Source organism: Pseudomonas sp. 2VD (genome assembly GCF_005503585.1).
Lineage (GTDB): Bacteria > Pseudomonadota > Gammaproteobacteria > Pseudomonadales > Pseudomonadaceae > Pseudomonas > Pseudomonas aeruginosa.
On the sequence record NZ_SCND01000124.1, the window covers coordinates 1 to 15,058 of the forward strand.

A 15,058-nucleotide genomic window follows, 5' to 3' on the forward strand; every position below is an offset into this window, starting at 1 on the left:
GCGCTTCGGCAACCGGCGCCGGCGGCTCGGCCGGCTCGGCAGCGGAGGGCTGCTGCCGACCTGGCTGTTCTGTCAGGGATTGCGCCACGTCATCGGCGGGCGCGCGCTGCTCGGCGGCCGCTGTCTCGGAGACCGGCTCGACAGGCTGATCGGCAGGCTGCTCGCCGGCTTGCGGCTTTTTCCGCCACCAGCCGAACAGACCTTTCTTTTCCCCGCCCTGCGGGGCCTTCTTGTCGTCGTTGGAACCAAACATGAATGCTTGTATCTCAAGGGAGCGGCACGGGACGTGGCCGCCCGGAAAACGGATGGGTATCCTAGCATCTCCTCGCCCGACGGGGCTAAGGGTCCTGCCCCGCAGTGACCTGAGACCCCGGTGGCGGCACGAAAGGTCCAGATCACCATGAAAACCCCAGCTCGCCGCCGCGTCGGCCTGCTCCTAGCCAGCCTTTGTCTACCGCTTTTCGCCCAGGCGGCGGAAACCCAGCCCACCCACGAGTTCAGCCTCGACAACGGCCTGAAGGTCATAGTGCGTGAAGACCACCGCGCCCCGGTGGTGGTTTCCCAGCTCTGGTACAGGATCGGCTCCAGCTACGAGACACCCGGGCTCACCGGCCTGTCCCACGCCCTCGAACACATGATGTTCAAGGGCAGCCGCAAGCTCGGCCCGGGCGAAGCCTCGCGGGTGCTGCGCGACCTGGGTGCGGAAGAGAACGCCTTCACCACCGACGACTACACCGCCTATTACCAGGTCCTGGCCCGCGACCGCCTGCCGGTGGCGCTGGAGATGGAAGCCGACCGCATGGCCCACCTGAGCCTGCCGGCCGACCAGTTCAAGAGCGAGATCGAGGTGATCAAGGAGGAGCGCCGCCTGCGCACCGACGACAATCCCAACGCCCTCGCCTTCGAGCGCTTCAAGGCCGCCGCCTACCCGGCCAGCGGCTACCACACCCCGACCATCGGCTGGATGGCCGACCTGCAGCGCATGACCATCGACGACCTGCGCCACTGGTACGAATCCTGGTACGCGCCGAACAACGCCACCCTGGTAGTGGTCGGCGACGTCACCGCCGACGAGGTCAAGACCCTCGCCAAGCGCTACTTCGGCGAGATCCCCTGGCGCCAGCTGCCGCCGGCGCGCAAGCCGCTGGAACTGGCCGAGCCCGGCGAGCGCCGGCTCAAGCTGTACGTACGCACCCAGCTGCCGAACCTGATCATGGGCTTCAATGTGCCCAGCCTGGGCAGCAGCGAGAACCCTCGCGAAGTCAACGCCCTGCGCCTGATCGGCGCGCTGCTCGATGGCGGCTACAGCGCCCGCCTGGCCTCGCGCCTGGAGCGCGGCGAGGAGCTGGTCGCCGGCGCCTCCACCTACTATGACGCGTTCAACCGCGGCGACAGCCTGTTCGTCCTCTCGGCCACGCCGAACGTGCAGAAGGGCAAGACCCTCGAGCAGGTCGAGGCCGGTCTGTGGAAGCAGCTCGACGACCTCAAGCAGAACCCGCCCAGCGCCGCGGAGATCGAGCGCGTGCGCGCGCAGATGATCGCCGGGATGGTCTACGAGAAGGACTCCATCGCCGCCCAGGCCAGCAGCATCGGCCAGCTGGAAAGCGTCGGCCTGTCCTGGAAGCTGATCGACCAGGACCTGGAGGCCCTCAAGGCAGTGACTCCGGACGATATCCAGAAAGCCGCCCGCACCTATTTCACCCCGTCGCGCCTGACCCTGGCGCAAGTGCTGCCTGTGAAGGCCGAGGAAAAGGAGGCCCGTCATGAGTGAGCGCACAGGGCTGCGTTATGGCCTGCTCGGCCTGATCGTCATTGCGTTGCTGGCCGCGCTGGCCTATTTCGTCGCGCGTCCCACCCAGACCCCGGCGGCGGCCCATGCCGCGGCGGTCGAGGAAAACCAGTTGCAGTCGCTGAAGGACGTCGCCAAGCAGGCGCCGGTCCATCGCAAGCTGGACATCCAGGAATGGAAGACCGCCGAAGGCGCCAAGGTGCTGTTCGTCGAGGCCCATGAACTGCCGATGTTCGACCTGCGCCTGACCTTCGCCGCCGGCAGCAGCCAGGACGCCGGCACCCCCGGCCTGTCGATGCTGACCAACGCCATGCTCAACGAAGGCGTGCCGGGCAAGGACACCACTGCCATCGCCGCCGGCTTCGAGGACCTCGGCGCCTCGTTCAGCAACGGTTCCTACCGCGACATGGCGGTGGCCGGCCTGCGCAGCCTGTCCGACGCCGACAAGCGGACCCAGGCGCTGAAGCTGTTCGAACAGGTGATCGGCCAGCCGACCTTCCCCGAGGACGCCCTGGCACGCATCAAGAACCAGGTCCTGGCCGGTTTCGAGTACCAGAAGCAGAACCCCGGCAAGCTGGCCGGGCTGGAGCTGTTCAAGCGCCTCTATGGCGAGCATCCCTACGCGCACTCCAGCGACGGCGACGAAAAGTCCATTCCACCGATCAGCCGCGAACAATTGCAGGCGTTCCACAAGAAAGCCTACGCCGCCGGCAACGTGGTCATCGCGCTGGTCGGCGACCTCTCGCGGCAGGAGGCCGAAGCGATCGCCGCAGAAGTCTCCAAGGCGCTGCCCCAGGGCCCGGCGCTGGCCAAGACCGCCCAGCCGGAAACGCCCAAGCCCGGCCTGACGCACATCGACTTCCCCTCCGAGCAGACCCACCTGATGCTCGCCCAGCTTGGCATCGACCGCCAGGATCCCGACTACGCGGCGCTCTACCTGGGCAACCAGATCCTCGGCGGCGGCGGCTTCGGCACCCGCCTGATGGACCAAGTGCGAGAAAGGCGCGGCCTGACCTACGGCATCTATTCCGGCTTCACCGCCATGCAGGCACGCGGTCCGTTCATGATCAACTTCCAGACCCGCGCCGAACTCAGCGAAGGTGCGCTGAAGCTGGTCCAGGACATCGTCCGCGACTACCTGGCCAACGGCCCGACCCAGAAGGAGCTGGACGACGCCAAGCGCGAACTGGCCGGCAGCTTCCCGCTGTCCACCGCGAGCAACGCCGACATCGTCGGCCAGCTCGGCGCCATCGGTTTCTACGGCCTGCCGCTGGACTACCTGGAAAGCTTCCTCAAGCAGGTCGAGGGACTCAGCGTCGAACAGGTCAGGACCGCCATGGCCAAGCACCTGGACGCCGACGCCTTCGTCATCGTCAGCGCCGGCCCGAGCGTGCCGCAGAAACCCCTGCCGCCACCCACCGCCAAGCCGGCCCAGCAACCCAGCGGCGTTCCGGAGCATTGATGAGCAAACCTACTGCGAAAGCCCCCGGCCGCCACGGCGGCCAGGGACAGCTGCGGATCATCGGTGGCGAATGGCGCAGCCGGCGTTTCGTCTTTCCCGACGGGCCCGGCCTGCGACCGACCCCGGACCGGGTCCGCGAGACCCTGTTCAACTGGCTGGCACCCTATGTCGAAGGCGCACGGGTGCTCGATCCCTTCGCCGGCAGCGGCGCGCTGTTCCTCGAGGCGTTGTCGCGCGGCGCCCGCGAAGGGCTGGCCCTGGATACCAACGGCGAAGCGGTGGCGGCCCTGCGCAACCACCTCGACGCGCTCAAGTGCGGCACCGCCCAACTGGTCCTCGGCGATGCCGTGCGCTACCTGGGAAACCAGGCTCCGAGCGCCTTCGACCTGGTGTTCCTCGACCCGCCGTTCCATCAGAACCTGCTGCAGGACGCCTGCCGCCTGCTCGAAACCCGCGGCTGGCTGAACCCCGACGCCTGGATCTATACCGAGAGCGAGAGCGTCCCCTCGTCCCTCGGCCTGCCCGGAAACTGGCGGCTGCACCGGGAAAAGAAAGCCGGCAACGTACATTACGCGCTCTGGCAGCGGGGAGCCTGAGGATGAGCCCGGCGTCCGCGAGCATTCGCCAACGCCTGCTGGCGCTTGGCGAGCCTTGCGCGGCGCAACCCGCCGCCGACTGGCAGGGCGATATCGCCCTGCCCGCCGAGCTGGAGCGTTTCTACCGCGAGGTCGGCCCGCTCGACTGCACCCTGGAGAGTGCCGGCAACCCATTTTTCCTGCCGTCCCTGGCCCGCCTCTGGCAGCGCCAGGCCGGCTATCGCTGGCACGGCATCAGCGGCGAGCGCCTGTCGGGCTGGCAGGACGACTGGCTGGTGGTGGCCGACCAGGGCGCCGACCCGTTCATCCTCGAGACCGGCAGCGGGCGCATACTCTTCGACCTGCATGGCGGCAGGGGCTGGGACCCGGCCCCGTGCTTCGACGACCTGTGGCAGATGGCGGCCAGCCTGGCCTGCTTCGGCGAGGTCTGGAGCGGCGCCGGCGAGGACATCCTGCTGGACGACTGCAGCGTCGCGCCCCGCTATCGGCAGCAGCTCGTCGACGAACTGCAACCGATCCTCGGTTCGCGCCAGCGGGCGGAGGACCTCGCCGACGAGTTCGGCTGGTAAGCTGGTGACCACACCACCACCGCCCATGACCTGCGCATGACCGCGTCCCCGACCTTCCAGCCCGCCTGGTGGCTGCCCAATCCGCACCTGCAGACCCTGTGGAGCCCGTTCTTCCGCCGCGGGCCGACCCTGGAACGGCAGCGCGAACGCCTGTGGCTGGCCGATGGCGACTTCATCGACCTCGACTGGGCCGGCCCGCACGATGCCGAAACCCCGCTGGTGCTGGCACTGCACGGCCTCACCGGGTCATCCTCGTCGCACTACATCCTCGGTCTGCAGCGCGCCCTGCTGGAGCGCGGCTGGGCCAGCGTGGCGCTGAACTGGCGCGGTTGCTCGGGGGAGCCGAACCGCCTGCCGCGCGGCTACCATTCCGGGGTCAGCGACGACCTCGCCGAGGTGGTCGCGCACCTGCGCGCCAGGCGCCCGCAAGCGCCGCTGTACGCGGTCGGCTATTCGCTGGGCGGCAACGTGCTGCTCAAGTACCTGGGCGAAACCGCTGGGGACTGCCCGCTGCTCGGCGGCGTCGCGGTGTCGGTGCCGTTCCGCCTGGACGAGTGCGCCGACCGCATCGGCCTGGGCTTTTCCCGGGTCTACCAGGCGCACTTCATGAAGGCCATGCTGGCCTACGTGCAGGACAAGCAGCGGCTGTTCGGCGAGCAGGGCCAGGCGGAAGGCCTGGCCGCCCTGCAACGCCTCGGTCCGCTGGAGGGCATGCGCACCTTCTGGGACTTCGACGGCCGGGTCACCGCGCCGCTGCACGGCTTCGCCGACGCCAGGGATTACTATCGGCGCGCGTCCAGCCGCTACTACCTGCCGGACATCCGCACGCCGAGCCTGATCATCCATTCCAGCGACGACCCCTTCGTGTTCGCCCGCAGCCTGCCCGATCGCAGCGAACTGGCACCCTGCACCGAGCTGGAACTGCACGCCCGCGGCGGTCACGTCGGCTTCGTCGACGGCTCTCCGCGCCAGCCCACCTACTACCTGGAACGACGCATCCCCGACTGGCTGGAGGCCCGCCTGCGGCAGCACTGAGCTGGCCGGCGTCCGGCGACGGGCGGCAGAATAGGAACAGGCTGAAGGAAAAAGGGGGGCGAATGGAACTGACGCTGCGGCACAACCCGATGCTCGACGACGCCGACTGCGAGGCGATCCTGGCGATCCACGCGGCAGTCGGCTGGGACCGGCGCATGCCGCCTGCCGAGCTACGCACGCTGTACCAGCATTCCGGCTATTCCCTGCTGGCCGAACGCGACGGCCGCCTGGTCGGCCTGCTGCGCGCCGAGGAAGAAACACCGATTCGCGTCTGGCTGGCGGAAATCGCCGTGCTGCCCGGCGCACAGCGCAGCGGCGTCGGCGCAGCCCTGCTGCGGCGCTTCGCCGAGGATCACCGCGGCGCCTACCTGTTCACCGACGCCACCCTCGGTACCGAAGCCTTCTTCCGCCGCCACGGCATCCACATCCAGCAGGTGCTGGAGAAAACCCTGCGCGATCAGAGCGGCACGTAGAGCCGCTCGGAAATCCCGTCCACCGCATCCTGGGCCTGCGCCTCGATGTGCCCGCTCTCCAGCGCCAGCACCTGGTAGATGCCGCGACGCAGTTGCGCCTCGCTGAGGTCGCCGTCGAGATCGAGGGTGGTGCAGAGGAAGCGCACCCAGGAGGTGAGGATGATCCAGGCGTTGAGGGTCAGGGCCTCCAGCTGGGTCTCGTTCATCCGCAGGATGCCGGCCTCGGTGAAGCCCCGGTAGATCGCCTTGGCGTTGACCAGGCAACGCTGGGCGAAGGCGCGGTAGCGCGCCGCCAGCTCCGGGTCGCTTTCCAGCAGGTGCTCGAGGTCGCGGTGGAGGAAGCGGTAGCGCCACATCGCGGCCAGTAGCGCTTCCAGGTAGAAGGTCTTGTCGTCCACCGTCAGACCCCGCCCTTCGGGCAGGCGCAGGAAACTCTCGACGTGGCTTTCGTACTCGGCGAACAGCTCGGCGATGATCGCCTGCTTGTTCGGGTAGTGGTAGTAGAGGTTCCCAGGCGATATACCCAGGTGGGTGGCGATATGGTTGGTGGTGACGCTGCGCTCGCCCTGGGCGTTGAACAGTTCCAGGCTGGCCTGGGCGATGCGATCGCGGGTCTTGATGCGTGGTGCCATGGGGACGACGGGCTCGTTCGGGTAACAGTGCGGGGCGCGCCCCGCCGTGACAGCGTAGAAGGTACACAAAGCCGGCCGCCCGGGTCAGCCCCCGGGGCGGCGGCCGGCGACCGGCCCGCCTTTCGTTGGGTACGCAAGCGCCGGGCTGGCAGGCATGCTGTTTGACACTTTAGAGTATTTACTCTAGAAATCCAGCGACGTAGCGAAATTCATCGGACCGAGCAGGTCCGCCATAACGACAGACGCGCGGCCACGCAGCCGCCCACGCTTCGCCGAGGAGCCAGCCCATGGTCGCCGATATCGCCTACCTGCAGCAGAGCCAGCAGGAAATCAACCAGCTCGAAGCCCTCTTCGCCCGCCAGCGCGCCGCCTACCTGGCGCAGCCGATGCCCGACGCCACGCAGCGCGTGCAGTGGCTGAAGGCCCTGCGCGACCTGCTGTTCAAGGAACAGCAGGCACTGATCGAGGCCATCGACCAGGACTTCAGCGCGCGCTCCGCCGACGAGACCCTGCTCGCCGAGATCATGCCCAGCCTGCACGGCATCCACTACGCCGCCAAGCGCGTGAAGAAATGGATGAAGCCTGCGCGCCGCGCGGTCGGCCTGCAATTCCAGCCGGCCTCGGCCCAGGTGGTGTACCAGCCGCTGGGCGTGGTCGGGGTGATCGTGCCTTGGAACTATCCGCTGTTCCTCTCCATCGGCCCGCTGACCGGGGCCCTCGCCGCCGGCAACCGGGTGATGATCAAGATGAGCGAGTCGACCCCGGCCACCGGGCGCCTGCTCAAGGACCTGCTGGCGCGGATCTTCCCCGAGGACCAGGTCGCCGTGGTGCTAGGCGAGGTAGACGTCGGCGTGGCCTTTTCCAAGCTGCCGTTCGACCACCTGCTGTTCACCGGCGCCACCAGCGTCGGCAAGCACGTGATGCGCGCCGCCGCCGAGAACCTGACCCCGGTCACCCTGGAGCTGGGCGGCAAGTCGCCGGCGATCGTCTCCGACAGCGTGCCGATGAAGGACGCCGCCGAGCGGATCGCCTTCGGCAAGAGCCTCAACGCCGGGCAGACCTGCGTCGCGCCCGACTACGTGCTGGTACCGAGCCGGCGCGTCGAGGAATTCGTCAGTCAGTACAAGGAGGTGGTCCAGGGCTTCTTCCCGCGTCTTTCGGACAACCCCGACTACACCGCGATCATCAACGAGCGCCAGCTCGGCCGCCTCCGGGGCTATCTCGACGACGCCCGCGAGAAGGGCGCGACCCTCGTCCCGCTGTTCGCCGAAGGCCAGCAACGGCGCCTGCCGCAGACGCTGCTGCTGAACGTCAGCGACGACATGAAAGTGATGCAGGAGGAAATCTTCGGCCCGCTGCTGCCGGTGATCCCCTACGAGCGCCTGGAAGACGCCCTGGCCTATGTCAACCAGCGCCCGCGACCGCTGGCCCTGTACTACTTCGGCTACGACAAGGCGCAACAGCAGCGCGTGCTGCACGAGACCCACTCAGGCGGTGTGTGTCTGAACGACACCCTGCTGCATGTCGCCCAGGACGACATCCCGTTCGGTGGCGTCGGTCCCTCCGGCATGGGCCACTACCATGGCCACGAAGGCTTCCTCACCTTCAGCAAGGCCAAGGGCGTGTTCAGCAAGCCGCGCTTCAACGCCGCGCGAATGATCTACCCGCCCTACGGCAAGTCGATCCAGAAGCTCGTCTACAAGCTGTTCGTGCGCTGAACCGGGGCGCGTGCGGCGCCCCCTCATTCCTACGCTGCAGGTGACATAACAACAATGAGCGACACCACTCTCGAAAGCGCCGGCCTGTCCCGACGCAGCCTGATGAAAGTCGGCCTGATCGGCGGCGCCTTCCTCGCCACCGCGGGCGTCACCGCCAGCCTCACCGGCTGTTCGGCGGAGAAACCGGCGAGCGGCCTGGAAAAGGTCCGCGAATCCGACCTGCCGTTCCTCCGTGCGCTGCTGCCGGTGATGCTGCTCGGCGCGGTTTCCGCCGAGCAGATGCCGAAAGCCGTGGAGGGCGCGATCCAGAGCCTCGACCACAACCTGGCGCGGCTCTCCCCGGAGATGTTCAAGCTCACCCAGCAACTCTTCGACGTGCTCGCCCTGCCGCTCACCCGTGGCCCGCTGACCGGTATCTGGGGCAGTTGGGAGAACGCCAGCGGCGACGACGTGCGGGCATTCCTTTCGCGCTGGGAAAACAGCTTCATCGGCCTGTTGCGGATGGGCCACAGTTCGCTGATGCAACTGGCGATGATGGCCTGGTACGCCCGCCCCGAGGCGTGGGCCCATTGTGGCTATCCCGGACCGCCGAAGATCGCTTGAGCCGCCCCCGGAACAATACGAAGAGCCCGAAGCCGCCTAGCCTGAGAGTGCATTCATGCCTGTACCCGATCTGTTCGCCGAGGGCCTCGCCCGCGGCTGGAAAACCTACAACGGCTCGCGCCTGGACGCCGACCTGGAGCTGGAGGCCGACGTGGTCGTGGTCGGCACCGGCGCCGGCGGCGGCACCACCGCGGAAATCCTCAGCGCCGCCGGCCTGAAGGTGCTGCTGGTGGAAGAAGGCCCGCTGAAGACCAGCAGCGATTTCAAGATGCAGGAGGCCGACGCCTACCCCGAGCTGTACCAGGAAGGCATCGGCCGGATGAGCAAGGACGGCGCCATCACCATCCTCCAGGGTCGCGCCGTGGGCGGCACCACCCTGATCAACTGGACCAGCAGCTTCCGCACCCCGGAACCGACCCTGCAGCACTGGGCCCAGGTCTACGGGGTCAAGGGCCACAGCGCGGAGGACATGGCGCCCTGGTTCGAGAAAATGGAGCAGCGCCTGCACGTGGCGCCCTGGGCGCTGCCGCCGAATGCCAACAACGACGTGATCCGCCTGGGCTGCGAGAAGCTCGGCTATCACTGGAAGGTCATCCCGCGCAACGTCCTCGGCTGCTGGAACCTCGGCTACTGCGGCATGGGCTGCCCGGTCAACGCCAAGCAGTCGATGCTGGTCACCACCATCCCGGCGACCCTCGACAAGGGCGGCGAGCTGCTCTACCTGGCGCGCGCCAACCGCCTGCTGCTGGATGGCGACAAGGTGACGGGCCTCGAATGCCTGGGCATGGATGAGCGCTGCGTGGCGCCCAACGGCCGCCGGATCAGGGTCCGGGCCAGGCACTACGTGCTGTCCGGCGGCGGCATCAACACCCCGGCGATTCTTCTCCGCTCGAAGGCGCCTGATCCGAGCCAGCGGGTCGGCAAGCGCACCTTCCTGCACACGGTGAATTTCAGCGCGGGGCTGTTCGACCGGGTGATCAACCCCTTCTACGGCGCACCGCAGTCGATCTACTCCGACCATTTCCAATGGGACGACGGTGTCACCGGACGCATGTCCTACAAACTGGAGGTGCCGCCGCTGCAACCGTCGCTGGCCTCGGTGCTGCTCGGCGGCTTCGGCAGCGACAACGCCCTGCGCATGGAACAGCTACCGCATACCAACATGATGCTCGCCCTGCTTCGCGACGGCTTCCACCCGGACAGCGCGGAGGGCTCGGTCGGCCTGCGCGGCGACGACACCCCGGTGCTCGACTACCGGATGACCGACTACACCTGGGACGGTATCCGCCGTGCCTTCCATACCATGGCGGAGATCCAGTTCGCCGCCGGCGCCCGGGAAGTGCGGCCGGTGCACAGCGACGCGCGTAGCGCGAAGAACCTGCAGGAGGCGCGCGGGATCATCGACGGCCTGCGCCTGGAGATCTACCGCACGCGCCTGGGCAGCGCCCACGTCATGGGCGGCTGCGCCATGGGCGAAGACCCGGCCGTGGCGGTGGCCGACAGCCTCGGCCGCCATCACCACCTGCGAAACCTGTCGATCCACGACGGCTCGCTGTTCCCTACCAGCATCGGCGCCAACCCGCAGCTCTCGGTCTACGGTCTTACCGCGCAACTGGCCAGCGCGCTGGCCGAACGCCTGGCCAGGGCCTGAACCGCCGCCGGGCCGGCCGCGCGCCGCGGCAGCCGGCCCGGCGCCATCAGACCTATGGGCTAAAGGCCGATGGCCCGTGCGTCTTGGCCGCACGGGCATCCCTGCGCTACCATCCGATTCCCTTACGAAACCCTGCCAGGACGTAGCGATGAACCGAGTGCTGTACCCAGGCACCTTCGATCCCATCACCAAGGGTCACGGCGATCTGATCGAACGTGCTTCACGGCTTTTCGACCATGTGATCATCGCGGTCGCCGCCAGCCCCAAGAAGAACCCCCTGTTCAGCCTGGAACAGCGGGTGGCGCTGGCCCAGGAGGTCACCAAGCACCTGCCGAACGTCGAGGTGGTGGGCTTCTCCACCCTGCTGGCGCACTTCGTCAAGGAGCAGAAGGCGAATGTCTTCCTCCGCGGCCTGCGCGCGGTTTCCGACTTCGAGTACGAGTTCCAGCTGGCCAACATGAACCGCCAGCTCGCCCCCGACGTGGAAAGCATGTTCCTCACCCCGTCGGAGAAGTATTCCTTCATTTCCTCGACGCTGGTCCGGGAAATCGCCGCTCTCGGCGGGGATATCAGCAAGTTCGTGCATCCGGCCGTGGCAGACGCCCTGGCGGAACGTTTCAAGCGCTGATCCGCATCTCTCCGCCGGCCTCCCGTCGGCGCCCCGCGTGCACTGCGGGCGCCGATGCGGCACAATTCCGCTATTCCCGTTACCGATGCCGTGGCTGTCCGTCGCGGTTGGAGTTGTTAGATGTCCCTGAAAATCACTGACGATTGCATCAATTGCGACGTCTGCGAACCCGAATGCCCGAACGGCGCGATCTCGCAAGGCGAAGAAATCTATGTGATCGATCCCAATCTCTGCACCGAGTGCGTCGGCCACTACGACGAGCCGCAGTGCCAGCAGGTCTGTCCGGTGGACTGCATTCCCCTCGACGACGCCAATGTCGAGAGCAAGGACCAGTTGATGGAGAAATACCGGAAGATCACCGGCAAGGCCTGATCCCCGCCGGCGCCTGTCCTTCAGGGACGGTTCGCGCCCCGTCCGACGCGCTTTTGGCTATCCTTGGCAATCCAGTCTGAGGCGTTCGCGGTCCCGTCCCGCGAACGCCGCTGAACAGTGAGCCGCCATGTCCTTCCTGAACCTGCCCGTCCGTACCCTGGTCGCCGCCTGCGGCCTGTCCCTGCTCAGCCTCGCGGCGCATGCCGACAGCTTTCGCGGCGACGCCCACGCACCGCAGCAGGCCGCCGTCGCCACGCCACATCCGGCCGCGACCGTCGCCGGCCTGGAAACCCTGGCCAATGGCGGCAACGCCTTCGACGCCGCGGCGGCCATCGCCGCTGCCCTGGCGGTAGCCGAGCCTTACGGCTCGGGACTCGGCGGCGGTGGATTCTTCCTTCTGCGCCAGGCCGGCGCGCAGCCGACCTATCGCTTCCTCGACGCCCGCGAGCGCGCGCCGAAGGCCGCCTACGCCGACATGTACCGGCGCAACGGCAAGGTCGACCCCAGGCTGTCCGTCGACGGCCCGCTGGCGGCGGCGATCCCCGGCCTGCCGGCGGCGCTGGTCGAATTGAGCGGCCGCTACGGACGCAAGCCCCTGGCCGACAACCTGGTGCCGGCGATCCGCCTGGCGGTGGATGGCGTATCCGTCGACCGGATCTACCGTGACCGCGCCGCCATGCGCCTGGAAGCGATGCGCAAGGACCCGGAAACCGCGCGGATCTTCCTCGACAAGGGCGGAATCCCCGACGAATGGAACCTGCTCCGCCAACCGCAGTTGGCACGTACCCTGGAACGCCTCGGGCGCTACGGGCGGATCGGTTTCTACGAAGGCGAGACAGCGGACAAGCTGCTCACCGGGGTCCGCGCCGGCGGCGGCATCTGGAGCGCGGCCGACCTGCGCGACTACCGGGTGATCGAACGCCGCCCGCTGGAGGTGAAGCTGGCCAACGGCCGCGAACTGATCAGCGCACCGCCGCCCTCGGCCGGCGGCGTGGCCCTGGCACAGAGCCTGCAGATGCTGGAACAGCTGCCGTGGCAGAAGGCCGAGCCGGTACAGCGCGCCCATTACGTGCTGGAGGTCCTGCGCCGTGCCTACCGCGATCGAGGCCTGCTCGGCGACCCCGACTTCGTCGCCAACCCGCTACCCAGCCTACTGGCGCCGGACTACCTGAAGCGCCTTGCCGCCAGCATCGACCCGCGCCGCGCCACGCCCAGCTCGGCGCTGCCGGAGGCGCCGGCCTGGCGCGAAGGCGACCACACCACCCACTTCGCGGTGATCGATGCCCAGGGCAACGCGGTGGCCGCCACCCTCTCGGTGAACCTGCCGTTCGGCGCCGCCTTCACCGTTCCCGGTACCGGCGTGGTGCTGAACAACGAGATGGACGATTTCGCCGCCGACACCCAGGGCGCCAACAGCTACGGCCTGGCCGGCAGCCAGGCGAACGCGGTGGCGGCCGGCAAGCGCCCGCTGTCGAGCATGAGCCCGAGCTTCCTGGAAAGCCCGACCGACTTCGCCGCCTTCGGCACCCCTGGCGGCAGCCGCATCCCGAGCATGGTGCTGATCTCCATGCTGCAGTACTTCGACGGCCGCCCGGTCGGCCAATGGGTCGCCGCGCCGCGCTACCACCACCAGTACAAGCCGGACGTCGTCGAGTACGAACCGCGCGCCTTCAGCGATGCCGAGGCCGCCGAACTGCGCCGGCGCGGCTATCAGCTCAAACGCCTGGAGCGCAGCTACGGCAACCAGCAGGTGCTCTACTGGGACAAGCGCAGCGGCCGCGTCGACGCCGCCAGCGACCCGCGCGGGATCGGTTATTCGGCGTTTTCCCCGGAGATGCAGGCACAGCCCCAGGCGCACTGAACCCCAGGAGAGCGGCGAAACGAGAGACAGCGCTCAAAAACGCGGATACCAGCGATCGATGATGGCCTTTTGACATCCATCCATGCTAGCTTGCGCGCCGCCGCGCAGGCGGCTCACACGGATACTGGATAATCAAAAGCAAGGAAACCCGATGTCGCTGTTTCGTCCCCTCCTGATCGCCTCCACCCTCGCCCTCGCCAGCGGTTGCGCCAGCGGCCTCAACTCGCAGCAGACGGCCGAACTTGAGTATTACGAAGCCCGCAACCTGGCGGTCATCGAGAAATCCCCCGGCACCGGCGCGGCCCTCGGCCTGCTCCCTGGCGGCGGCTCCTTCTACGGCCGTTCCTACGGACTCGGGGTGGTCAACCTGCTGTTCTGGCCGCTGTCGATCCTCTGGGACCCGGTGAGCGGCTACGACGCATCCCAGCGCATCAACTACACCGCGACCCGGGTGCACCTGGAGAAGCTGCGCCAGCGCGACTTCGACGAACTGCAACGGCTGGCCGACAACGGCGCATTGGACGGCGCCACGCTGGCGCGGAAGCGCCAGGACGTGGAAACGAAATACCGCTACACCCCCTGAACAAGAAAAAGCCGATCGATGACCGGCCGGGTCCTCCTCGACCGACAGGGCGCCCCGGCCCACGCGTAGACGTCTCGCCGACGAGTCCGGCTGGCAATCCAGGCGGCGGGCCTCACTGGCTCGCCGCTTCAGCCGCCTGTTGCGCATCCTCCGCACTGGCTTCCACCGCCTCCGGTTCAGACGAGGCGCCCTCCATGCCTCGGCCGGAGTGCCGGCGATCGGCGACACCGGAGCAGTCGGCGACGCCGGACAGCTCTCCATCCAGCGCAGCGTGAATCCAGTTTTCCAGGCGGGTGTACCAGGCTGCGTTCGCGGCGCTCTCCAGCCAGGCGATGGCATCCGCATCCTGCTGCTGTGCGGCCTTTTCCAGCCAGAGCCGTGCTTGCAGCTTGTTCATCCCGGCACCGGAACCGTTCCAGTAGGCCTCGCCCACCTTGAACTGGGCACGGGTATCTCCCTGGGTCGCAGCCTTGCAGAACCACTGGAAGGCCTTTTCCCGGCTGCCGGCATAACGGTCCAGCAGGGCGGCTTCCTCGTCTGAAGTGGCGGAATAGACGCCTTGCGAGTCGTCCAGGTAGAACCATCCCAGATTGGTTTCGGCGTCTTCGCTACCGCTGGCCGCCGCACGTTCGAACCAGGTCCCGGCCTTCACCCGGTCCTGGTCGACCCCTTCGCCTCTCCAGTAGAGAACGCCCATTTCATTCTGGGCGGCGGCATCCCCCTGCTCCGCGGCCTTCCGGAACCAGCGTGCCGCCTCGGTCTTGTCCTGTGGCCCGCCGTCACCATCGCGATAGAGCATGGCCAGTTGGATCTGCGCGCGGACCATCCCCGCAGCGGCCGCCTTGCCCCACCATTCGCGCGCGCTGGCGTAGTTCTGTTGCTGGTAGAAGTAGGCGCCGAAATCGAACAGCGCCTGCGGCTCCCCCGTCTCGGCGGCCTGGCGGAGGCGGGTGAATTCGGCGAACAGTTCATCGCCGCGCTTGTCGCCCTGCTCGGCCTTGGACTGCTCCTTGGCGAGGTCGGACACCGCGTCCTCCGCCCAGGCGAACGAGGGTACGGCAAGAGCAAGGACGGACAGGAACACCC

At 67.8% G+C, this 15,058-nt stretch carries 15 protein-coding genes and 1 pseudogene; 13 read left to right on the forward strand and 3 right to left on the reverse strand.

From position 1 onward, the window contains the following. Positions 1 to 253: pseudogene (locus FFS27_RS15370) on the reverse strand (signal recognition particle-docking protein FtsY); the annotation flags it as partial. Between the two features lie 120 nt (positions 254 to 373). Between FFS27_RS15370 and FFS27_RS15375 the strand changes: the two are divergent. The 6 genes from FFS27_RS15375 to FFS27_RS15400 all read left to right on the forward strand — a co-directional run bounded on the left by FFS27_RS15375 (position 374) and on the right by FFS27_RS15400 (position 5,924). Continuing rightward, positions 374 to 1,771: a M16 family metallopeptidase gene (locus FFS27_RS15375; protein ID WP_003084498.1), complete on the forward strand. Its 1,398-nt coding sequence runs from the start codon at positions 374 to 376 to the stop codon at positions 1,769 to 1,771. After that, positions 1,764 to 3,251 (forward strand): M16 family metallopeptidase, encoded by a 1,488-nt coding sequence (locus tag FFS27_RS15380; RefSeq protein WP_023100747.1) that lies wholly within the window; start codon positions 1,764 to 1,766, stop codon positions 3,249 to 3,251. Before FFS27_RS15375 ends, FFS27_RS15380 begins: the two co-directional genes overlap by 8 nt. Next, positions 3,251 to 3,847 (forward strand): 16S rRNA (guanine(966)-N(2))-methyltransferase RsmD, encoded by a 597-nt coding sequence (rsmD, locus tag FFS27_RS15385; protein ID WP_003102864.1) that lies wholly within the window; start codon positions 3,251 to 3,253, stop codon positions 3,845 to 3,847. The genes FFS27_RS15380 and rsmD overlap by 1 nt, the downstream gene beginning before the upstream one ends. Before the next feature lie 2 nt (positions 3,848 to 3,849). Further along, positions 3,850 to 4,416 (forward strand): hypothetical protein, encoded by a 567-nt coding sequence (locus tag FFS27_RS15390; protein WP_003084491.1) that lies wholly within the window; start codon positions 3,850 to 3,852, stop codon positions 4,414 to 4,416. A gap of 36 nt (positions 4,417 to 4,452) precedes the next feature. Further along, complete coding sequence (locus FFS27_RS15395) at positions 4,453 to 5,451, forward strand: hydrolase (RefSeq protein ID WP_003084490.1); 999 nt, start codon at positions 4,453 to 4,455, stop codon at positions 5,449 to 5,451. Positions 5,452 to 5,513: 62 nt separating this feature from the next. Further along, entirely contained in the window at positions 5,514 to 5,924 is a 411-nt protein-coding gene (locus FFS27_RS15400; protein WP_003084489.1) for a GNAT family N-acetyltransferase, read from the forward strand. Here the strand turns inward: FFS27_RS15400 and FFS27_RS15405 are convergent. After that, the gene (locus tag FFS27_RS15405) at positions 5,909 to 6,556 is read right to left on the reverse strand and encodes a TetR/AcrR family transcriptional regulator (protein WP_003084488.1); all 648 of its coding nucleotides are present in this window, start codon (positions 6,554 to 6,556) and stop codon (positions 5,909 to 5,911) included. The two genes, FFS27_RS15400 and FFS27_RS15405, sit on opposite strands and share 16 nt — an antisense overlap. A gap of 287 nt (positions 6,557 to 6,843) precedes the next feature. On the opposite strand from FFS27_RS15405, the gene FFS27_RS15410 reads away from it, so the two are divergent. From FFS27_RS15410 to FFS27_RS15440, 7 genes are all read left to right on the forward strand, one after another. Beyond that, the gene (locus tag FFS27_RS15410; RefSeq protein WP_003084487.1) at positions 6,844 to 8,274 is read left to right on the forward strand and encodes a coniferyl aldehyde dehydrogenase; all 1,431 of its coding nucleotides are present in this window, start codon (positions 6,844 to 6,846) and stop codon (positions 8,272 to 8,274) included. 54 nt (positions 8,275 to 8,328) lie between these two features. Then, on the forward strand, positions 8,329 to 8,877 hold the full coding sequence (locus tag FFS27_RS15415) for a hypothetical protein (RefSeq protein ID WP_003084486.1): 549 nt from the start codon (positions 8,329 to 8,331) through the stop codon (positions 8,875 to 8,877). 55 nt (positions 8,878 to 8,932) lie between these two features. After that, on the forward strand, positions 8,933 to 10,528 hold the full coding sequence (locus FFS27_RS15420) for a GMC family oxidoreductase (protein WP_003128925.1): 1,596 nt from the start codon (positions 8,933 to 8,935) through the stop codon (positions 10,526 to 10,528). Between the two features lie 148 nt (positions 10,529 to 10,676). After that, positions 10,677 to 11,156 carry a pantetheine-phosphate adenylyltransferase gene (coaD, locus tag FFS27_RS15425; protein WP_003084466.1) on the forward strand — a complete coding sequence of 160 codons (480 nt, stop codon included), beginning with the start codon at positions 10,677 to 10,679 and terminating at the stop codon, positions 11,154 to 11,156. Between the two features lie 120 nt (positions 11,157 to 11,276). Continuing rightward, positions 11,277 to 11,528, forward strand: coding sequence for a YfhL family 4Fe-4S dicluster ferredoxin (locus tag FFS27_RS15430; protein ID WP_003084462.1), 252 nt, complete (start codon positions 11,277 to 11,279; stop codon positions 11,526 to 11,528). Between the two features lie 127 nt (positions 11,529 to 11,655). Next, positions 11,656 to 13,389, forward strand: a complete 1,734-nt coding sequence (gene ggt / locus FFS27_RS15435; protein ID WP_003128924.1) for a gamma-glutamyltransferase — start codon at positions 11,656 to 11,658, stop codon at positions 13,387 to 13,389. 151 nt (positions 13,390 to 13,540) lie between these two features. Continuing rightward, the gene (locus FFS27_RS15440) at positions 13,541 to 13,972 is read left to right on the forward strand and encodes a hypothetical protein (RefSeq protein ID WP_003084454.1); all 432 of its coding nucleotides are present in this window, start codon (positions 13,541 to 13,543) and stop codon (positions 13,970 to 13,972) included. A 112-nt stretch (positions 13,973 to 14,084) separates the two neighbouring features. On the opposite strand, the gene FFS27_RS15445 is transcribed toward FFS27_RS15440, so the two are convergent. Then, complete coding sequence (locus tag FFS27_RS15445) at positions 14,085 to 15,056, reverse strand: tetratricopeptide repeat protein (protein WP_137952086.1); 972 nt, start codon at positions 15,054 to 15,056, stop codon at positions 14,085 to 14,087. Positions 15,057 to 15,058 lie beyond the last annotated feature (2 nt).